18 protein-coding genes and 1 pseudogene are annotated in these 20,079 nt (G+C 68.5%); 12 read left to right on the top strand and 7 right to left on the bottom strand.

Annotated features, from left to right (window positions below; translation table 11 throughout):
* Positions 1–13 precede the first annotated feature (13 nt).
* Positions 14–349, bottom strand: a complete 336-nt coding sequence (locus ACZYRS_RS30675; RefSeq protein ID WP_463422222.1) for a DUF2917 domain-containing protein — start codon at positions 347–349, stop codon at positions 14–16.
* Between the two features lie 82 nt (positions 350–431).
* Between ACZYRS_RS30675 and ACZYRS_RS30670 the strand changes: the two genes are divergently transcribed.
* Positions 432–1,367, top strand: coding sequence for a LysR substrate-binding domain-containing protein (locus ACZYRS_RS30670; protein ID WP_463422221.1), 936 nt, complete (start codon positions 432–434; stop codon positions 1,365–1,367).
* Positions 1,368–1,392: 25 nt separating this feature from the next.
* Here the strand turns inward: ACZYRS_RS30670 and ACZYRS_RS30665 are convergent, their stop codons facing one another.
* Positions 1,393–1,971, bottom strand: a complete 579-nt coding sequence (locus ACZYRS_RS30665) for a fasciclin domain-containing protein (RefSeq protein ID WP_198787143.1) — start codon at positions 1,969–1,971, stop codon at positions 1,393–1,395.
* 401 nt (positions 1,972–2,372) lie between these two features.
* Between ACZYRS_RS30665 and ACZYRS_RS30660 the strand changes: the two genes are divergently transcribed.
* Together ACZYRS_RS30660 and ACZYRS_RS30655 are read left to right on the top strand one after the other, a co-directional pair.
* Complete coding sequence (locus ACZYRS_RS30660; RefSeq protein WP_198787144.1) at positions 2,373–2,600, top strand: hypothetical protein; 228 nt, start codon at positions 2,373–2,375, stop codon at positions 2,598–2,600.
* On the top strand, positions 2,593–3,384 hold the full coding sequence (locus ACZYRS_RS30655) for a hypothetical protein (protein WP_463422220.1): 792 nt from the start codon (positions 2,593–2,595) through the stop codon (positions 3,382–3,384). The genes ACZYRS_RS30660 and ACZYRS_RS30655 overlap by 8 nt, the downstream gene beginning before the upstream one ends.
* Before the next feature lie 15 nt (positions 3,385–3,399).
* Here ACZYRS_RS30655 and ACZYRS_RS30650 read toward each other — a convergent pair whose 3' ends face one another.
* The 3 genes from ACZYRS_RS30650 to ACZYRS_RS30640 form a co-directional block, all read right to left on the bottom strand.
* Complete coding sequence (locus tag ACZYRS_RS30650; RefSeq protein ID WP_463422219.1) at positions 3,400–4,422, bottom strand: hypothetical protein; 1,023 nt, start codon at positions 4,420–4,422, stop codon at positions 3,400–3,402.
* A 43-nt stretch (positions 4,423–4,465) separates the two neighbouring features.
* Positions 4,466–5,743 carry an MFS transporter gene (locus ACZYRS_RS30645; protein WP_463422218.1) on the bottom strand — a complete coding sequence of 426 codons (1,278 nt, stop codon included), beginning with the start codon at positions 5,741–5,743 and terminating at the stop codon, positions 4,466–4,468.
* 124 nt (positions 5,744–5,867) lie between these two features.
* Complete coding sequence (locus ACZYRS_RS30640) at positions 5,868–8,042, bottom strand: malate synthase G (protein WP_463422217.1); 2,175 nt, start codon at positions 8,040–8,042, stop codon at positions 5,868–5,870.
* A gap of 269 nt (positions 8,043–8,311) precedes the next feature.
* On the opposite strand from ACZYRS_RS30640, the pseudogene hisC reads away from it, so the two are divergent.
* Both hisC and ACZYRS_RS30630 read left to right on the top strand, forming a co-directional pair.
* Positions 8,312–9,295: pseudogene (gene hisC, locus ACZYRS_RS30635) on the top strand (histidinol-phosphate transaminase); the annotation flags it as partial.
* 53 nt (positions 9,296–9,348) lie between these two features.
* Complete coding sequence (locus ACZYRS_RS30630) at positions 9,349–10,317, top strand: Bug family tripartite tricarboxylate transporter substrate binding protein (RefSeq protein WP_463422216.1); 969 nt, start codon at positions 9,349–9,351, stop codon at positions 10,315–10,317.
* Between the two features lie 3 nt (positions 10,318–10,320).
* Here the strand turns inward: ACZYRS_RS30630 and ACZYRS_RS30625 are convergent, their stop codons facing one another.
* Positions 10,321–11,061 carry an IclR family transcriptional regulator gene (locus ACZYRS_RS30625; protein WP_463422215.1) on the bottom strand — a complete coding sequence of 247 codons (741 nt, stop codon included), beginning with the start codon at positions 11,059–11,061 and terminating at the stop codon, positions 10,321–10,323.
* 126 nt (positions 11,062–11,187) lie between these two features.
* Here ACZYRS_RS30625 and ACZYRS_RS30620 point away from each other — a divergent pair, with 126 nt between their 5' ends.
* The 6 genes from ACZYRS_RS30620 to ACZYRS_RS30595 all read left to right on the top strand — a co-directional run bounded on the left by ACZYRS_RS30620 (position 11,188) and on the right by ACZYRS_RS30595 (position 17,846).
* A complete protein-coding gene (locus tag ACZYRS_RS30620; protein WP_463422214.1) occupies positions 11,188–12,123 on the top strand; it encodes a hydroxymethylglutaryl-CoA lyase in 936 nt (311 codons plus the stop codon).
* The gene (locus tag ACZYRS_RS30615) at positions 12,116–13,315 is read left to right on the top strand and encodes a CaiB/BaiF CoA transferase family protein (protein ID WP_463422213.1); all 1,200 of its coding nucleotides are present in this window, start codon (positions 12,116–12,118) and stop codon (positions 13,313–13,315) included. Before ACZYRS_RS30620 ends, ACZYRS_RS30615 begins: the two co-directional genes overlap by 8 nt.
* Positions 13,316–13,319: 4 nt before the next feature.
* Complete coding sequence (locus tag ACZYRS_RS30610; RefSeq protein ID WP_463422212.1) at positions 13,320–14,306, top strand: Bug family tripartite tricarboxylate transporter substrate binding protein; 987 nt, start codon at positions 13,320–13,322, stop codon at positions 14,304–14,306.
* A gap of 42 nt (positions 14,307–14,348) precedes the next feature.
* Positions 14,349–15,275, top strand: a complete 927-nt coding sequence (locus ACZYRS_RS30605) for a LysR family transcriptional regulator (protein ID WP_198787155.1) — start codon at positions 14,349–14,351, stop codon at positions 15,273–15,275.
* Between the two features lie 72 nt (positions 15,276–15,347).
* The gene (locus tag ACZYRS_RS30600; protein ID WP_463422211.1) at positions 15,348–15,800 is read left to right on the top strand and encodes a DUF2214 family protein; all 453 of its coding nucleotides are present in this window, start codon (positions 15,348–15,350) and stop codon (positions 15,798–15,800) included.
* 6 nt (positions 15,801–15,806) lie between these two features.
* The gene (locus ACZYRS_RS30595) at positions 15,807–17,846 is read left to right on the top strand and encodes a spermidine synthase (RefSeq protein WP_463422210.1); all 2,040 of its coding nucleotides are present in this window, start codon (positions 15,807–15,809) and stop codon (positions 17,844–17,846) included.
* Positions 17,847–17,910: 64 nt separating this feature from the next.
* Here ACZYRS_RS30595 and ACZYRS_RS30590 read toward each other — a convergent pair whose 3' ends face one another.
* Positions 17,911–18,255 (bottom strand): hypothetical protein, encoded by a 345-nt coding sequence (locus tag ACZYRS_RS30590; RefSeq protein ID WP_463422209.1) that lies wholly within the window; start codon positions 18,253–18,255, stop codon positions 17,911–17,913.
* Positions 18,256–18,386: 131 nt separating this feature from the next.
* On the opposite strand from ACZYRS_RS30590, the gene argS reads away from it, so the two are divergent.
* The gene (gene argS, locus ACZYRS_RS30585; RefSeq protein ID WP_463422208.1) at positions 18,387–20,072 is read left to right on the top strand and encodes an arginine--tRNA ligase; all 1,686 of its coding nucleotides are present in this window, start codon (positions 18,387–18,389) and stop codon (positions 20,070–20,072) included.
* The last annotated feature ends 7 nt before the right edge of the window (positions 20,073–20,079 follow it).

Raw genomic sequence — 20,079 nt, 5'->3', positions numbered from 1 at the left:
GATGGCACGCCGGTCAAGCCGGGGACAACCCGTGGGGCCGAAGTCGCCAGGGCGACCACGCGCGCGCCGGCTTCGCGAGCGGCATCGCGGCGGGCTGCGCGTCCGATACGGTGATGCACGACGCCGTCAGCGCCGACACCAGGATGCGCCGGTGCTCGGTGCCGTCGAAGCGTTCGCCGGCCTCGAGCACGATGTCGCGCGGATCGCGGTCCAGCGTGACCCAGACGGTGCCGCTGCGGCACTCGATGCCCACGCCCGCGCCGTCGGGCACGGCGAAGACGGTGCGCGTCGGCAGGCTGACGTGAAAGCGCGAGGGAGCGGGCGGGCGGGTATTCGGTTGGGTGCTCATGGCAAGCTCCATTGCATTCGGGATACGAATGAATATAGTGAGTCGTCCCCTTCCTTACACGCGGTCATTCGGAACTCGTTGCATGCATCCAGAGAATGCGAAAGCCTCCAGAACCCCGAGCGGCGAACTCCCGCCGCTGGAATTGCTGCGCAGTTTCGAGGCCGCCGCGCGCCAGCTCAGCTTCACGCTCGCGGCCGGCGAGTTGCACCTCACGCAGTCGGCCGTAAGCCGGCAGATCCAGCAACTCGAAGCCAGCCTGGGCGTGCTGCTGTTCGAGCGCCGCCATCGCGCGCTGGCGCTCACCGAGGCCGGCGGCGTGTTGCAGCGCGCGGTCACCGACAGCCTGGAGCGGCTGCGCGATGCCACGGCCCGCGTGCGCGCGAGCGCCGCGCCGCGGCAGGTGGCGATCACCACCACGCCGGGCTTCGCATCGCTCTGGCTCATTCCGAAACTGGCTCGCTTCACCGGCACGCACCCGCAGGTGGACGTGCGCGTGTCGGCCACGCTCGATGTGCTCGACCTGGACGTGAGCCGCCTCGATCTCGCGGTGCGCTTCGCGCCCATCGGCCGCGGTGTGGGGCCGGCGCTGTTCGAGGAGTCGGTGATCCCGCTGTGCTCGCCGCAGCTGGTCGCGTCGCTGCGGGAGCTCTCGGACTTTTCCAGGCTCACGCTGCTCACCGTCGAATACCCGGACCACAGCGAAGCCCCGACCGCCGATTGGGAGCCGTGGCTCAAGGTGATGGGGCTGCAAGACCTGCGCATGAAGAGCACGCTGCGCTTCACGCAATACGCCGATGCGGTGGCCGCCGCGGTGGCGGGGCAGGGCGTGGTGATCGGGCGCTTGCCGTTGCTGCGCGAACTCGTGCGCGACGGCCGGCTCGTGGCGCCGCTCGGCGAGGGCGCCGCATCGCACCGCGGCTACTTCATCGAGATGTCCAGGCGCGCCGCGAGCAATCGCGACGCGCAGGACTTCGCGCAATGGCTGCGCGACGAAGCCGAGGCGGCGCAGCGGACCTGACGCAAGTCCGCTGCATCGAGGGCGATCAGCCCGGCAGCAGCACCTTGTTCACGACGTGGATCACGCCGTTCGACTGGTACACGTTGGCGATCGTCACCATCGCGGTGCCGCCCTTGGCATCGGTCACCATCACGTTGCTGCCGCTCATCGTCGCGGTGAGCGTGCCGCCGCTGGCGGTCTTGAGCACGGCCTTGCCGCCGCCCGCGTTGATCGCGCTCATGAGCGCGGGGCCGTCCATCTTGCCGGGCACCACGTGATAGGTCAGCACCTTGACCAGCGTGGGCTTGTTCTCGGGCTTGAGCAGCGTGTCGACGGTGCCTGCGGGCAGGGCCGCGAAGGCCGCGTTGGTCGGCGCGAACACGGTGAACGGGCCGGGGCTCTTGAGCGTGCCGACCAGGTCCGCGGCCTTGACGGCGGCGACCAGCGTCGTGTGGTCCTTCGAATTCACGGCGTTGTCGACGATGTCCTTCGTCGGGTACATCGCGGCGCCGCCGACCATCGGGTTGGACGACATGCCGGAGCTGCCGCTGCCGCTCATGCCCATGCCGCCCGCGCAAGCGCCGAGCAGGACCGAAACGCCGAGTGCGATCACGAGTTTTTTCATGGAAGTCTCCTGGAAAGAAATGGTTGTCGAGGTTTTCTGTGGAACCGCCAACAGCTCGGAGGCGCGATGCGCTTGAAACCAATACGGCAGGCCCGCGCAACTGGATTCACCGCGCATCGGCGCGTCGGCTTTGCGCCACAGCGTTGCAAGTGGCGCTTGCGCATCGCGCAGCGGCTCGACAGAATCCGCCCTTCGTTTTTCAGCAACAGTTTCTTTCCACCGCGCCTGGCGACTACCGACCTCCCGGGCGACAAACCAATTCAATGAACCGTTTCCTGAACACCTGACCCGCACACCGACCGCCCCGGCCGGATGTGCATCCATGCACCCGCCGAGGCCTTGTCGACAAAGGCCCCGCGCAGCCATTCGCCGGGGCCTTTTTGTTTCTGGAGTGTGCGCACATGAGTGCTCAACGAAAGGCTCGCGACGACGACAAGCGTCTGGGCCGGTTCTACTTTTCGGTGCCGTCCACGGCACCTCGCAATCCCGTGGTGGCCGCGATGGCGCGCCGCGAATCGAGCCAGGGTGCCGGGCGCCACCTGCGCACCCACCGCGCGGAGCGGCGCGCGCAGAAGGTCGCGTTGCAGAAGGCCGCGCGCAGCGTGGGGCGAGGAGGCGACGATGCGTGAAGACATGGACAAGGTCATCGTCGAACGCCCGCGCCGCGGCTGGCGCGTGCAAGGCGACGGGCGTGGTTTTCGCAACAGCCGCGAGCGCGGTTCGCACCTTGGCATGAAGCGCGGCTACGACCACCCGAAGTGGCTCAACGAGAACCTCGCACCGCTCAAGCGCTGGCTGCACAAGCAGGTGCACCGGCCGTGGGACAAGGTGTATGCCGAACTCAACAGCGGCATCGACCGCCGCAGCACGGTACAGGCGCACATCTTCCAGCACATCGACGACTTCGTGGAGCGCCGTGCCGAACTGCGCGACGGCGAGGTCTGCGTGCCGCCGCATCGCTGGGGCACGCACCGCAGCGTGCCGTTGCGCGAGGCGCCGAATGTCGAGCTGTTCGTGCATCCGGTCACCGGCATCCTGCTGCCCAACCGGCGACTGGCTGAGGCGAAAGCTGCACGACGCGCCGACCGCAAGACGTGGGCCGCGCAGCGCGGCGACGTGCCGTACGCGGTCTATCACGTGATCGACGAGACCACGCAATGGCACTGCGTCGACAGCTGCTGGTTCGAGATCAAGCTCGCGCAGTTTCCTGAAAGGGCTGGCGCGACGCAGCCGGAGGAGAGGCGCTACGACGTGCTGCGCCGTTGCCTCGTCACCCGCAGCGGCGCCGCGCAGCGCCCCGCGCCCGGCATGCCCACCCACTGCGGCTTGTACGGGCGCAACGATGTCTACGCCGCAGCCAAGCGCCAACTGAGCCGCCGCGAAGTGCGCGCGCGTCTTGGCGATGCCGCCTGAGGCGGCGCACCACCGCTACGGGCTGTCGAGCTCGCGCTTGATCGACGCGTTGCCGATCTTCTTGCGGCACTGCAGCCGGCGCGCGCCCGGTCCCACAGCAATGCCCAGGTCGAGCAACAGCCAATCGCGCAGGCGAGCGTCCCCGTGGCGCAGCGACTTGTCGATCGCATCGACCCTGGCGAACAGTTCGTCGAACGGGTCGTCGCCGTCGATGGAATCGGGTCGCGGCCCCTTGGCATAGGCAGTGACCAGCAGTTCTTCTTTCAGCCCAGGTGCCGTTGCAAACAGCGTCGCATGCGCCGCGATCCACGCGCGCATCGTCGCCACATCCACCGTGGCCGCATAGGTGCGCATGGCCGTCGCGCGATAGCTGTCGCCGAAACCCTGGGTCTCTTCGCTGAAGCGCAGCGCCGCATCGAGGCCTTGCTGCGTGGCCATCTGCTCGACCAGCAACGCGCGCGCATCGAGCAGCGTGTGGCGCTCCTGGCGCTGGCTGGCCTTCTTGTGCTTGCGCAGAAAAGCGTCGACATCGCCGCGACGCGCGTATTCCATCAACAGCACGCGGTCGGCGCGGTGCGCCATGTCGGGGCGCAGGCGCGGCGTGATCTCCTCTTCGACGCGCGCCATATCGCCTTCGATCGCGAGATCGGCCGCGATGTGCAGCAGCAGATGGTCGCGCAGGATGTCGTCTTCCACCTGCAGCGTCCAGGCCAGCATCTCCGTCGCGTCGAGGCCGGCCGTGTCGAACAGGACTTCGAGGCGATCCTTCCAGCTCAGGCTGTGGCTGCTGCGGCTGTCCCGCAGCCGATACATCATGGCGGCCCACGGCGTGCGATAGCCGCGATGTCCGAGATACCCGCAACCCAGCCCCTTGCCTGCGTAGGGCTCGGCGGCGAGCGCCTCGATCAGCGGTTGGATCCCTATGGCCAACGCATCGAGCTGTGCCTTCTGCTCGGCGCTCGGGTAGTAGCCGAAGGCGTTGTCGAGTTTGATCGCGTGGAGGCAGCGCGTGAGCGCGTCGTGAATGCGAGGGTCCATCGGCAGGATGATAGAAGCGGGAGCGCCGCTCCTGGTCCTGCGATCAGGCGCCGGCCTGTGCCTGCATCTGCGCACGAGGCAGCAGGGCGAACGCAAGCGTCCCCGCAGCCAACATTCCCGCCACCGTGAGAAACACCGCACGGAACGGCTCGACCCCATGCGCCACGCCCCACGACGCCGCCACGCCGGTCGTCCATTGCATCAGCGACACGCCAAGGAACATCGCCATGTTCATCAGCGCCATCGCACGCCCCGTCATCGCGGCGGGGTAGCCGTTCTTGGTGTACGCGTACTGCAGCACGCTGTAGCCGGAGATGAGCCCGTAGACGATCGGCAGGCCGATGTCGACCGCGCGCGAATGCGTGAACGCCATCGCCGCGAACATCAGCGCGCCGGCCGAGGCGCAGCCCATCATCCAGCGCGTGCGCCGCGTGGGGCCCGGGTCCAGGCGGCCGAACAGCGCGGGGCTGATCATGCCGGTGACCGTCATCACCAACGCCACGTTGCCGCTCGCGACGAGCGAGAGGCCATGCCGCTCGTGCAGCACCGGCCCGAGCCAGAGGCCGCGCAACGTGATGAAGGCCGCATACGACACGCACGCAAAGCACAAGAGGCCCAGCGTGTGCGGCATCGCGAACAGCGGCAGCAGTTCGCGCACCGCCTTGCGCAGCGACTGCCGCTCCGCCGGCGCGGACTGCGGCGCAGGGTCCGCCGCGCGCGCCGGTTCGCGCACGCGCCAGAAGATGATGATCCACGACAGCACCGCGAACGCGGCCAGCACCGTGTAGCCCGCGCGCCATGACGCGGCCTCGATCAGCAATGCGAGCGGCGTGCCGGTGAACACGATGCCCAGGCCCGCCAGGCTCATCACCAGTCCCGACATCGCGGTGAAGCGCGAGGCATCGAAATGCCGCGCGATGAACACCGTGCACGCGAGGAAAGCGGGTGCGCAGCCGACGCCGATCAGCGCCTGCCCGAGCAGCAGCATGTGAAAGCTCGACGCCACAGCGCAGAGCGCCGCGCCCGCGATGGCCAGCGGAAATGCGGTGAGCACCGTGCGCCGCACGCCGAACATGTCGATCGACACGCCCATGGCGAGCTGCAGGATCCCGAACATGAAGTGAAAGGTGCCGGCCCACGTGCCCAGTTGCTGGGGCGAGAGGCCGAAGTGGGTGCTGAGCGGCGTGGCCATCATGGCGCCGACGGTGCGGAAGGCCTGGCTCAGCGCGAAGGCCGAGGCGAGGGCCACAAGCATGGCGGCCGCGGAGGTCGACCAGCGCGAAGGCCGAGGCGAGGGCGGCGGTGCCGCGTTCGTGTTCATCGAGAGGGGAAGATCCGAAAGAAGAGAGAGCGGCACGAATGCTAATGGCATGCCGCCCCTCATGCAGAACGGCGCCCTCGGGCGCCGTTCGTTCATGCCCGGCAGAGTGCCGGACAGATGCAGATCAGGCTTCGCCCTTGACCTTCAAACGCCATGCATGCAGCAGCGGCTCGGTGTAGCCGCTCGGCTGCTCGATGCCCTTGAAGACCAGGTCCTGCGCCGCCTTGTACGCGGCCGAGGTCGCGAAGTTGCCGGCCATCGGCTGGTAGAGCGCGTCGCCCGCGTTCTGCTCATCGACCACCTTGGCCATGCGCTGGAAGGTCTCGTCGACCTGCGCCTTGGTCACCACGCCGTGCAGCAGCCAGTTGGCGATGTGCTGGCTCGAGATGCGCAGCGTCGCGCGGTCTTCCATGAGGCCCACGTTGTGGATGTCGGGCACCTTGGAGCAGCCCACGCCCTGGTCGATCCAGCGCACCACGTAGCCCAGGATGCCCTGCACGTTGTTGTCGATTTCCTGCTGGCGCTCCTCGGCCGTCCACTTGGCTTCGGGCGCGATCGGCACCTGCAGCAGCGCGTTGAGGATGTTGTCGCGTTCCGCGTCGGCGTCGATCTTCTCCAGCTCCTGCTGCACCGCAGTCACGCTCACCTGGTGGTAATGCAGCGCGTGCAGCGTGGCGGCGGTGGGCGAGGGCACCCAGGCGGTGTTCGCGCCGGCCTTGGGATGGCCGATCTTCTGCTCGAGCATCGCGGCCATGAGGTCGGGCATGGCCCACATGCCCTTACCGATCTGCGCCTTGCCGCGCAGGCCGCACGAGAGGCCGACCAGCACGTTGTTCTTTTCATAAGCGCCGATCCACGCGCTGGACTTCATGTCGCCCTTGCGGATCATCGGGCCGCCCTGCATGGCGGTGTGCATCTCGTCGCCGGTGCGGTCCAGGAACCCGGTGTTGATGAAGGCCACGCGCGCGGCGGCTTCGGCGATGCAGGCCTTCAGGTTCACGCTGGTGCGGCGCTCCTCGTCCATGATGCCCAGCTTCACCGTGTTGGCGGGCAGGCCCAAGAGCTGCTCGACGCGGCCGAAGAGTTCGCTCGCGAAGGCCACTTCGGCCGGGCCGTGCATCTTGGGCTTCACGATGTAGATGCTGCCGGTGCGCGAGTTGCCCTTGCGCTTCAAGTCGATGGTGGCGATGGTGGTGGTCACCACGGCATCCAGGATGCCTTCCGGAATTTCCTTGCTGCCCGCGTACAGGATGGCCGGATTGGTCATCAGGTGGCCCACGTTGCGCAGGAACATGAGCGAGCGGCCGTGCAGCTTCACCGGCTTGCCGTCGGCGCCGGTGTATTCGCGATCGGCGTTCAGGCCGCGCGTGAAGGTCTTGCCGCCCTTGGCGACTTCTTCCGTCAGCGTGCCTTCGACGATGCCCAGCCAGTTCGCATACGCGACCACCTTGTCGGCCGCGTCGACCACGGCCACCGAGTCTTCCAGGTCCAGGATGGTCGAGAGCGCGGCTTCGAGCACCAGGTCGCTCACGCCGGCCGCATCGCTCTTGCCGATGGCGGTGCTGCGGTCGATGCGAATGTCCAGGTGAATGCCGTTGTGCTTGAGCAGCACCGAAGACGGCGCCGCGGCATCGCCTTGATAGCCGATGAACTGCGCGGCGTCGGCCAGGCCCGTGCTGCTGCTCTGCAGCGCGACGACCAGCTTGCCGTCCTTCACGCTGTAGCCGGTGGCCATCTTGTGCGAGCCGTTTTCCAGCGGCGCGGCCTGGTCGAGCACGTTGCGCGCGAACTCGATGACCTTGGCGCCGCGCGCCGGGTTGTAGCCCTTGCCCTTTTCGGCGCCTTCGGATTCAGGAATGGCATCGGTGCCATAGAGCGCGTCGTAGAGCGAACCCCAGCGCGCGTTGGCCGCGTTGAGCGCATAGCGCGCGTTCAGGATCGGCACCACCAGCTGCGGGCCGGCCTGCAGCGCGAGTTCGGAATCGACGTTCTCGGTGGTGGCCTTGGCGCCCTTGGGGGCCGGCAGCAGGTAGCCGATCTTTTCCAGGAAGGCTCGGTACGCGGGCATGTCGGCGATCGGGCCGGGGTTCTTCTTGTGCCAGGCGTCGAGCTCGCTCTGCAGGCGGTCGCGTTCGGCAAGCAGCGCGATGTTCTTGGGCGCGAGGTCGCTCACGATGGCGTCGAAACCCTTCCAGAAGACATCGCTGGCCACGCCGGTGGCGGGCAGGACTTTTTCTTCGATGAAGCGGTGGAGTTCGGTCGCGACCTGGAGTCCGTGGGCGGGGGTGCGGGCAGTCATTTTTCTCTCCTGGAAAATCGGAATACGGCGGAATACGGCGGAATACGGCGGAATGCGGCGGAATGCGGAATCGAAAGACGTGGGTGTCGCAATGACGTAGGTCAACTTTATTCGATACTTTACGAACGAGTAAGAGCCGAAAGCGGGATTTATCAATGACAAAAATGAAGGTAATGGCGCTGCAACGCTGCTTTTCGCTCAAAGGGTAGGCACTGATAGAGGTGCCGCGGCCGCGGGATATATTTAACTTCTTAAATAATCCGCCGTCCGCCGAAATGATCCTCCTGGCTTCCAACGAAAACCCGCTCGGCATGCCCGAGTCGGCCCGCCGCGCCGCCGCTGCCGCCCTCCAGGGCGCGGGCAACTACCCCGACAGCAACGGCACCGCGCTCAAGCATGCACTGGCCGCCCGGCTCGACGTGTCGCCCGAGTGGCTCACGTTGGGCAGCGGATCGAGCGAAATCCTCGAGCTCGCCGCGCAGGTGAGCCTGAAGCCGGGCGAGAACGTCGTCTATTCGCAGTACGGCTTCATCGTCTATGCGCAGGCCACGGCGCACGCCCATGCGCGCGCCACCGTCGTGCCCTCGCAAGATTTCGGCCACGACCTCGATGCGATGCGCGCCGCCATCGCCGACGACACGAAGCTCGTGTTCGTCGCCAACCCGAACAACCCCACGGGCACCTTCATCGATGCTGCGCCGCTGCTGGCCTTCCTGCAATCGGTGCCCACGCACGTGACGGTGTTGCTCGACGAGGCCTACACCGAGTACCTCTCGCCCGCGCAGCGCTACGACAGCATCGAATGGGTGCGGCGCCTGCCGAACCTCATCGTGGCGCGCACCTTCTCCAAGGCCTTTGGCCTGGCGGGCATGCGCATCGGCTACGGCGTGTCGCAGCCGCCGCTCACGGCGCGCATGAACGCGCAGCGCCCGCGCTTCAACGTGACGACGCCCGCCCAGGCGGCTGCGGTGGCCGCGCTGGGTGATGCGGAATTCCTCGCGCGCACTTACGACCTCAACACCGCCGGACGCGACCAGCTCGCCGCCGGCTTCACCGAGCTGGGCCTTACGCACATCCCCTCGTCGGGCAACTTCCTGATGGTGCAGGTGGGCGATGCGCAGGCCGTGCACGCGCGCCTCCTGGCCGCCGGCATCGAGGTCTCGCTGCTCGGCCCCTACGGCCTGCCGCAGTGGCTGCGCGTGAGCGTCGGCCTGCCCGAGCAAAACAAGGCACTGCTCGCCGCGCTGCGCTGAGCGGCGATCGCGCCCGCCCCCATTTCCACCACGACCCCCGAGGAGACAGAAGCATGAAACGCCGCCAGTTCGCAGCGCAAGCCGCTGCCGTCATTGCCGCCACGGCGCTTGCGCCATCGGCCTTCGCGCAGGAGCGCACCACGCGCATCCTGATCGGGTTTCCGCCGGGCGGCTCGGCGGACGTGGTGGCGCGCCTCCTGGCCGACAAGATGCGCGTCTCGCTCGGGCAGAACGTCATCATCGACAACAAGCCCGGCGCGGCGGGGCGCCTCGCGCTGGCCGAACTCAAGCGCTCGCCGCCGGACGGCAGCGTGCTGGTCTTCTCGCCGAGCGGCGCGATGGTGATCCACCCGTGGCTCTATGCGAACCTCGGCTACGACCCAGCGAAGGACTTCACGCCGATCGCGCTCGGCAGCACCTTCGACTTCGCGGTGACCGCCGGCCCGGGCGCGCCGCCCGGCGACCTGAAGACGGTGCTGGCGTGGATGAAGGCCAACCCCGCCAAGGCCAACTACGCGACCTCGGGCGCGGGCACAGTGCCGCACTTCGCGGGCCAGCTGCTGGCGCAGGCGGCGGGCGTGCCGATGACGCACGTGGCCTACCGCGGCGGTGCGCCAGCTGCGCAGGACCTCATCGGCGGGCAGGTGCCGCTGATGGTCGACACCGCCTCCGAAACCATCGAGCACCACCGCGCCGGCAAGGTGCGCATCCTCGCGGTGACGGGCGAGCAGCGCAGCCGCGCGCTGCCCGAGGTGCCGACGCTGAAGGAGGCGGGCATCAACGTGACGGCCGATGCGTTCTTCGGGCTCTACGGCCCGCCGGGCATGTCGCCCGAGGTGGTGGCGCGCATCGACAAGGCCGTGGCCGACGCGCTGCGCATGCCCGATGTGCAGGACCGGATCTATGCGCTGGGGCTCGTGCCGGCGCACGCGGGGCCGGCTGAGCTGGCGGCCATCCAGGCGGCGCACCTGAAGCGCTGGGAAATGCCGATCAAGAATTCGGGCTTCAAGGCGGAGTCCTGAACTTCACACCTGCCCGCTGAGCTCCTTGGCCGCGGCGCGCACGGGCTCGATGTAGCCCTCGTCGTAGCGGTGCGTCGGCATCGTGAGCGTGACTGCCGCGGCGAGGCGGCCGTCCGCATGGAACACCGGCGCCGAGATGCCCGCGAGCTCTGCCGTGCGGTCGCCCACCAGCGCGCAGAAGCCTTGCGCGCGGATCGCGTCGTAGAGCTTGCGTTCCTTCGCGCCACGCGGCCGCTCGGCCTCGGGGCCGAACGCGATCAGCACGCGCGCGCCGGCGCCGCGGTCGTTGGGCAGAAGGTCGCCCGCGCGCACGTGGTCGCGCACCACATGTGATGAGTCGACGCGGAACTGGCACAGCCGCACCCAGCTCTCGCCCTGGTCCTGCCGCACGTGGTACGCCGCGCTTTCGCCAGTGGCGGCGACCAGCGCGCGCAGCACCGGCAGCACGATGCGGTCGAGCGACTGCGACGCGGCGTAGAGCCCGTGCAGCCGCGCGATCTCCATGCCGAGCGCGTAGCGGCCGTCGTCGTGCCGCCGGATCAACCGCGCGTGTTCGAGCGATGCCAGGAGCCGCAGCACCGTGCTCTTGTAGAGCTGCGTGCGCTCGGCGAACTGCGCGAGCGACAGCGCCTCGTCGCCCGCCTGGAACGCCGACAGCAGGCTCAGCGCGCGATCGACCGCGGCGGCGCCGCCGGGAGCGGCGTTGAGGTCGGAAACCGATTCGGTCTGGGCTTTGCGGGGCATGGGCGTCGCTTGACAGGGAAAGTCGATCGGCGGTTTAATTCTGTTAAACGGAATCTAGTTCTGTCTAATAGAACTGTCAAGCGATCACCACGATTTACCCCGGATCGCTCCAAGGAGACGAAGTCGATGACACCCCCCGACGTCCTCATCAGCGAGGTCGGCCCGCGCGACGGCCTGCAATCGGTCAAGGCCACCATGCGCACGGCCGACAAGCTGCGCTGGATCGACGCGCTCTACGCCGCCGGCGTGCGCGAGATCGAGGTCGCCTCGTTCGTGCCCGCCAAGCTGCTGCCCCAGATGGCCGACGCCGCCGACGTGGTGCGCCATGCGATCACGTTGCCCGGCCTCGTCGTGATGGCGCTGGTGCCCAACCGCAAGGGCGCCGAGGCCGCGCTCGCGGCGGGCGTGCACAAGCTCACGATGCCGGTGTCGGCGAGCGTGGCGCATTCGCTGGCCAACGTGCGCAAGACGCCAACGGAAATGGTCGAGGAGGTGCGCGCCATCGCCGACCTGCGCCGCGCGATCGCGCCGCGGGTGAAGCTCGAAGCCGGCATCTCCACCGCCTTCGGCTGCACGCTGCAGGGGCCGGTGCCGGAAGACGACGTGATCCGTCTCGCCGCGCAATGCATCGAAGCCGGCGCCGAAGAAGCGGGGCTCTCCGACACCGTGGGCTACGCCAATCCGGCGCAGGTGCGCCGGCTCTTCAAGCGCCTGCGCGCAGAAATCGGCACGCACGCCGGCGCGGCCCACATGCACAACACGCGCGGCCTGGGCATCGCGAACTGCCTGGCCGCGTGGGACGAGGGCGTGCGCACCTTCGACGCCTCGCTCGGCGGCCTGGGCGGCTGCCCCTACGCGCCCGGCGCCTCGGGCAATGCGGTGACCGAAGACCTCGTCTTCATGTTCGAGGCCATGGGCGTTCGCACCGGCATCGACATCGAGAAACTCATCGCGGCGCGCGCGCCGCTCATGGCGGGCCTGCCCGGCGAACCGGTCTACGGCATGACGCCCGAGGCCGGCCTGCCCAGGGGCTTTGTCCAGGAACACAACGCACATGTCTGAAGCCAATCCTCCGCACCCTTTGCCCTATTCGGGCATCCGCGTCGTCGAATTCACCCACATGGTCATGGGCCCGACCTGCGGCCTGCTCCTGGCCGACCTCGGCGCCGAGGTCATCAAGGTCGAGCCCATCGAGGGCGACAACACGCGCCGCCTGCTCGGCTCGGGCTCGGGTTTCTTTCCGACCTTCAACCGCAACAAGAAGAGCATCGCGCTCGACCTGAAGCAACCCGAAGGCGTCGAAGCCGCGCTGCGCCTGATCGCCACCGCCGACATCGTGAGCGAGAACTTCAAGCCCGGCACGATGAAGAAGCTGGGGCTCGACTACGAGACGCTTTCCAAGCTCAACCCGCGCCTCATCTACGTGAGCCACAAGGGATTCCTGCCCGGCCCCTACGACCACCGCACGGCCCTGGACGAAGTGGTGCAGATGATGGGCGGCCTTGCCTACATGACCGGCCGCTCGGGCGACCCGCTGCGCGCGGGCACCAGCGTGAACGACATCATGGGCGGCATGTTCGGCGCCATCGGCGCGATGGCCGCGCTGCGCCAGCGCGATGCGACGGGCAAGGGCTGCGAGGTGCAGGCGGCGCTCTTCGAGAACAACGTGTTCCTCGTCGCGCAGCACATGATGCAGTTCGCCGCCACCGGCAAGGCCGCCGACCCGATGCCCAGCCGCATCTCGGCCTGGGCGGTGTACGACGTCTTCACGGTGAAGGACGGCGAGCAGATCTTTCTGGCGGCCGTCAGCGACAAACAGTGGGCCATCTTCTGCAAGGCCTTCGGCCTGGAAGACATGCTGGCCGATCCGCGCCTGAAGACCAACAACGACCGCGTGCGCGCGCGCGAATGGATGATGCCGATCCTGCGCTCGCACCTGGCCGGGCGCAGCGCGGCCGAGCTCGCCGCGGTGTTCGAGCAGAACGAGCTGCCCTTCGCGCCCATCACCAAGCCGCAGGAGCTGTTCGACGATCCGCACCTGAACGCCACCGGCGGTCTCGCGCCCGTGCGCATGAACGACGGCCACATGGCCAAGGTGCCGCTCGCGCCGTTCACGCTGGGCGGCCAGCGCCCCGGCATCCGGCTGCAGCCGCCGCACATCGGCGAGCACAGCCATGAGCTGCTCAAGGAAGTGGGCTACAGCGACGAAGAGATCGCGGCCCTCAAGTCACACCACATCACCCTCGGAGACTGATCCCATGTTTCTCACCCCACGGCGCGCCTTGCTGGCCTGCGCCGCAGCCGCTGCATGCCTTTCCGTTCTTCCGGCGCTTGCGGCGGACACCGCCGCCTGGCCCGACAAGCCCGTGCGTCTCGTCGTGCCCTACACGCCCGGCGGCGCCACCGACATCGTCGCGCGCCTGATCGCGCAGAAGGTGACCGACGACACGAAGTGGACCTTCATCGTGGACAACCGCGCGGGCGGCAACGGCAACATCGGCATCGACGTGGTGGCCAAGGCCAAGCCCGACGGCTACACCATCGGCCTCGGCCAGACGGCGAACCTCGCGATCAACCCGACGCTCTTTCCGAAGATGCCCTACGACGCATTGAAGGACGTTGTGGCCGTGTCGATCGTCGCGGCGCAGCCGGTCGTGCTGGTGGTGCGCACCGATGCGCCCTTCAAGACGCTGGCCGACGTGGTGGCCGCCGCCGAGGCCAGGCCCGGCGAGATCAAGCAGGCGCTGGCCGGCACCGGCACGCTCGGCCACATGGCCGGCGAGGTGCTCGCCAAGCGCGCGGGCTTCAAGGTGCTCAACGTGCCGTACAAGGGCGCCGCGCCCGCCATCACCGACCTCTTGGGCGGCCAGACCGACTACATGTTCGCCACGCCGCAGGGCGCGCTCGCGATGGTCAAGGGCGGCAAGCTGCGCGCGCTGGCGGTCACCTCGGCGCAGCGCCTGCCGGTGATGCCCGACGTGCCGACCGTGGGCGAGAGCTACAAGGGCTTCGAGGCGGTGGACTGGAAGGCCGTCGTCATGCCGGCCGGCACGCCCGCCGACATCGTGAAGAAGCTCAACGCCGCCATCGACAAGGCGCTCGCCAAGCCCGCGACCATCGCGCAGCTGCAGGCCGAGGGCAGCGTGCCGGTGGGCGGCAGCCCGGAGCGGGCGGCGCAGTACATCAAGGCGGAGCACGAGCGCTGGGGCGCGGCGGTGCGCGACGCGGGCGTGAGGCCCGAATAAGAAGAGAACGTTTCCTGCGGCGGGCGATATAGTTCCCGCCCCATGGACCGCCTGAAGCAACTCGAATCCTTCGTCTCGGTCGCCACGCGTGGCAGCCTCACGGCCGCGGCCAAGGCCGAGGGCGTGGCGCCCGCGATCATGGGGCGGCGGCTCGATGCGCTGGAGGAGCGGCTGGGCGTGAAGCTCCTGGTGCGCACCACGCGGCGCATCACGCTCACGCACGAGGGCAGCGCGTTCCTCGAAGACTGCCAGCGGCTGCTCACCGAATTCGCGAATGCCGAGGCCAGCGTGAGCGCCGGCGGCGTCAAGGCGAGCGGGCACCTGCGCGTGACGGCGCCGGCCGGCTTCGGACGCCGCCACGTCGCGCCGCTGGTGCCGCGCTTTCATGCGATGCACCCGGAAGTGACCATTTCGCTGAACCTCAGCGACCGCGTGGTCGACGTGACCGGCGAGAGCTTCGATTGCGCGGTGCGCGTGGGCGACCTGCCCGACTCCTCGCTCGTGAGCGTGCGCCTGGCCGACAACCGCCGCCGCTGCGTGGCGACGCCCGATTTCCTGCGCCGCCACGGCACGCCCAAGCACCCCGGCGACCTGTCGCGCTTCGCCTGCCTCACGCTTTCGAGCGATGCCTCGCAGACGCGCGGCTGGGCCTTTCGGGTCACCAGCGAGGCGGGCGTGGAAGAGCTGATCCACCTGCGCCCGAGCGGCCCGCTCGACTGCTCCGACGGCCAGGTGCTGCACGACTGGTGCCTGGCCGGCCACGGCATCGCCTGGCGCAGCACCTGGGAGGTGGAGGCCGAGATCGATGCGGGCCTCTTGGTGCCGGTGCTCGACGAATTCGCCGCGCCGCCCAACGGCATCTACGCGGTGTTCGCGGGCGCCAAGCACCTGCCGCTGCGGGTGCGACTGTGGCTTGATTTCCTCAAGGACCAGTACGGACAACCGGAATTCTGGGGACGAACGGCCTGAAGCGGCCTGAAGCGGCGTTAGCGGCGTCACAATCAGTTTGCATTTGCAACCCGTTTCGGAAGAAAGCCATCGATGACCCTCGAAGCCATCCTCGCCTACGTGCACTTGCTGGCCATCCTCACCATGGTCGTGTTCATTTCCAGTGAGGCCGCCTTGTGCCGCGTGCAGTGGCTCAACGCCGCCGTGGTCGAGCGGCTCGCCAAGGTCGACATGGTCTACGGCATCGCCGCCATCGCGGTGCTCGTCACCGGCATCGCGCGCACCTGGTGGGGCGTGAAGGGCACGGCCTGGTACTGGACCAACCCGCTCCTGCACGTGAAGCTGGGGCTCTTCATCATCGTGGGCGTGCTGTCGATCTTTCCGACGCTCACCTACTTTCGCTGGCGCAAGACGCTGCGTTCCACCGGCAAGCTGCCGGCGGAGGACGACATCAGGAAGACGCGCAAGCTGGTGATGGTGCAGGCCCACCTGATCGCACTGATTCCGCTGGTCGCGGTGTTCCTCGCCCGCGGCTTCGGCAAGTAAGCCGGCATGGGACCCGCCGGCATCCAGTTCCTGTTTGCCGGCACGATCTTCAGCAGCGCATTCCTGCTGTTCCTGGTCCAGCCGCTCATCGCCAAGCAGATCCTGCCGTGGTTCGGCGGCTCGGCCGCGGTGTGGTCGATCTGCATGGTGTTCTTCCAGGTCGTGCTGCTCGCGGGCTACGCGTATTCGGACTGGATCACGCGCCACCTGCGGGTGCGCGCCCAGGCGGCGCTGCATGTCGCGTTGCTGCTCGCGAGCGCGGCCTTCCTGCCGATCGTGACCAGCGCGCGCTGGAAGCCGACCGGCGCAGAAGATCCGACGCTGTGGATATTGGGCCTGCTGCTGGGCACCATCGGCCTGCCGTATTTCTTGCTCTCGACCACCGGGCCGCTGGTGCAGTCGTGGGTGGCGCGCACGCCGTGGGGCGCGCAGGTGTACCGGTATTTTTCGCTGTCGAACCTGGCGTCGCTGCTGTCGCTCCTGAGCTATCCGGTGCTGATCGAGCCGCGCAGTTCGCTGCTGCAGCAGGCGCACGGATGGTCGTGGGGCTACGGGGCGTTCGTCGCGCTGTGCAGCGGCACCACGCTGTACGTGGCGCGACGCTGGGCCGACGCGGCGCTGCCGCAAGCAGCCGGCGATGCGGCGGCAGCCCCTGCCGAGCAACCGCCGCGCGCCGCCGACTACCTGCTGTGGCTCGCGCTGCCCGCGCTGGGCTCCTGGCTGCTGTTGGCGGTGACCAACCACATCACCCAGAACGTGGCGGCCGTTCCCTTCCTCTGGGTGCTGCCGCTCACGCTGTACCTGCTGACCTTCGTGCTGTGCTTCGAGAGCGACCGCTGGTACCGGCGCGGCGTGTTCCTGCCGCTCGCGGCCGCGATGCTGCTGCTGTGCGCCTTCGGGCTGCAGGACGCCGTCGGCACCCACGTGAAGACGGCGCTGCCGATCTACGCGGCGGGCCTCTTCGCCCTGTGCATGTTCCTGCACGGCGAGATGGCGCGGCTGCGGCCGGGGCCGCGGTACCTCACGCGCTTCTACCTGATGCTGTCGCTGGGCGGCGCGCTGGGCGGCGTCGCGGTGGGGCTGGTCGCACCGCACGTGCTGCCCGCCTATTACGAGCTGGGCATCGGCCTGGTTCTCACGGCGCTGGTGGCGGCCGCGGTGCTGCGCCGCCGGCGCTGGTTGCAGGCGGCCTGCGTGGCGGTCGCGGGCTGCTGCGCGTGGTTCCTGGTGCTGCAGGTGCAGGGCGATTCGGCCGGCGCGCGCGTCATGCAGCGCAATTTCTTCGGCACGCTGGTCACCATCGATCACCGGCGCGACGACCCGGCCGACGATGTGCGGCAGATGTTCCACGGCTCGGTCAAGCACGGCGAGCAGTTCCTGCTGGCGGCGCGCCGCAGCGAGCCGACCTCGTACTACGGCCGCACTTCGGGCGTCGGCCGCGCGATCGCCGCCGCGCCCGCGGGGCCGCGCCGCGTCGGGCTGATCGGGCTGGGCGCGGGCACGCTCGCGGGCTACGGCCGGGCGGGCGACGTCTACCGCGTCTACGAGATCAATCCGCAGGTGTTCGCGCTGGCCGAGAGCGAATTCAGCTTTTTGCGCGACAGCCCGGCCCGCATCGAGCGGGTGCTGGGCGACGCGCGCCTGGCGCTGGAGCGCGAGCCCGCGCAGGGCTTCGACGTGCTGGCGGTCGATGCGTTCTCGGGCGACTCGGTGCCGATCCACCTGATCACCGCGGAGGCGATGGCGGTGTACCTGCGTCACCTGCGGCCCGGCGGCATCGTCGCTTTCCACGTGACCAACCGCTTCCTCGCGCTGGCGCCCGTGGTCGCGAAGATCGCCGAGCGCAAAGGGCTGCACGCGGTGCTGGTGCACGACGACACCGCCGACGTCGCCTGGCTGCGCGACACCGACTGGGTGCTGGTCGCGCGCGAGGCACAAACGCTGGCGCGCGAGCCGGTGGGCGCCGCGGCATCGCCCATTGCGCCGGTGGCCGGCGCCCGGCCCTGGACCGACGACTTCAACAACCTGCTGGGCGTGCTGAAGTAGCGGCCCGGCCGGCCATGAAAAAAGCCCGCGCGGGGCGGGCTTTGCTTTCAGAGTGGCGCGGGCTTCAGGCCTTGGCGTCTTTTTCGCACTTCTTGATGAAGCTGTTCTTGGCGGCGCCGGCCAGCGGCTTGCCGTTCTTGTCGATGGCCTTGGCGGCGCATGCGGGGGCAGCGGCGGCCTTGGTGTCTTTCTCGCACTTCTTGATGGAGCTGGCCTTGGCGGCGCCGGCCAGGGGCTTGCCGTTCTTGTCGATGGCCTTGGCGTCGCAGGTGGCGCCGGCGGCGGGCGCTGCGGCAGCGGGAGCGGCGGCAGCGGGGGCTGTGACGGGCGCCGGGGCCTTGTCTTGTGCCTGCGCGGCGCCGAAGGAAAGGCAGGCGCCCAGGGCGATCAGGGAAAGGAACTTCTTCATGGTGATATGTCCTTGCAAGGTGGAGTTGTGACAGGTGCCCCGCCCCGGGGCTGCCCATCGTAACGGGCGGCGGCAACGATCGGATGACCATCGTCAACTGCGTCGGGGTTTGCCCCCGGTAAAATTCGCAGATGCTATTGGTCAAACAGGAGCTGCTCGCGGCGCTCGCGAACACGCTCGAATCCCTCTCCCCCGGTGCCGGCGCCAAAGCCGCGTTCGAATCGCCCAAGGTGGCCGCGCATGGCGATTTCGCCAGCACGGCAGCCATGCAGCTGGCCAAACCGCTCGCGCGCAAGCCCCGCGAACTGGCCGAGCAACTGAGCGCTGCGCTGCTCGCCACCCCCGCTTTCGGCCAATGGGTCGAGGCCATCGAGATCGCCGGGCCCGGCTTCCTGAACATCCGCCTGAAGACCGCCGCCAAGCAGCAGATCGTGCGCGAGGTGCTGTCCGCGGGTAGCACTTTCGGCCAGCAGCCGGCCACCGGCGAGAAGGTGCTGGTCGAGTTCGTCTCGGCCAACCCGACCGGCCCGCTGCACGTGGGCCACGGCCGCCAGGCGGCGCTGGGCGATGCCATCTGCAACCTGCGCGCCTCGCAGGGCGAGAGCGTCTGGCGCGAGTTCTATTACAACGACGCCGGCGTGCAGATCCAGACGCTGGCCAACAGCACCCAGCTGCGCGCCCGCGGCTTCAAGCCCGGCGACCCCGAGTGGCCGAGCGGCGAAAAGGCCCCGGCCTACAACGGCGACTACATCGCGGATATCGCCGAGGACTTCAAGGCGAAGAAGACCGTCAAGTCGGACGACCGCGAATACACCGCGAGCGGCGACATCGACGACATCGATTCCATCCGCGAATTCGCCGTGGCGTACCTGCGCCGCGAGCAGGACCTGGACCTGCAGGCCTTCCGCGTGCGCTTTGACAACTATTACCTGGAGTCCAGCCTCTACACCAGCGGACGCGTCGAGGCCGCGGTGGGCAAGCTCGTGGCAGCCGGCAAGACCTACGAGGAAGAGGGCGCGCTCTGGCTCAAGTCGACCGACTACGGCGACGACAAGGACCGCGTGATGAAGAAGAAGGACGGCACGTACACGTACTTCGTGCCCGACGTCGCTTATCACATCGCCAAGTGGGAGCGCGGTTTCCACAAGGTCGTGAACATCCAGGGCACCGACCACCACGGCACGATCGCGCGCGTGCGCGCCGGTCTGCAGGCCGCGGGCGAAGGCATCCCCGAGGGCTACCCCGACTACGTGCTGCACACCATGGTGCGCGTGATGAAGGGCGGCGAAGAGGTCAAGATCAGCAAGCGCGCCGGCAGCTACGTCACGCTGCGCGACCTGATCGAGTGGACTAGCACGGACGCCGTGCGCTTCTTCCTCCTGAGCCGCAAGCCCGACACCGAATACACCTTCGACGTCGATCTCGCGGTGACGAAGAACAACGACAACCCGGTTTATTACGTGCAGTACGCGCATGCGCGCATCTGCTCGGTGCTGGCCGGCTGGGGTGGCGACGCCGCCACGCTCAAGGACGTGGACCTGTCGCCACTCGAGAGCCCGGCCGCGCAGGCGCTGATGCTGCTGCTGGCCAAGTACCCGGCCATGCTCACCGCGGCGTCGAAGGATTTCGCCCCGCACGACGTCACTTTCTACCTGCGCGAACTGGCCGCCAGCTACCACAGCTACTACGACGCCGAACGCATCCTGGTGGACGACGAAAAGGTCAAGCTGGCCCGCCTGGCGCTTGTCGCCGCGACCGCGCAGGTGCTGCACAATGGCCTCGCGATTCTCGGCGTCAGTGCGCCGAGCAAGATGTGAACCTCAC

It is taken from the genome of Variovorax sp. AC194 (assembly GCF_979257995.1).
Note: the sequence above shows the minus strand (reverse complement) of the source record. Positions and strands in the feature narration are given on the sequence as shown.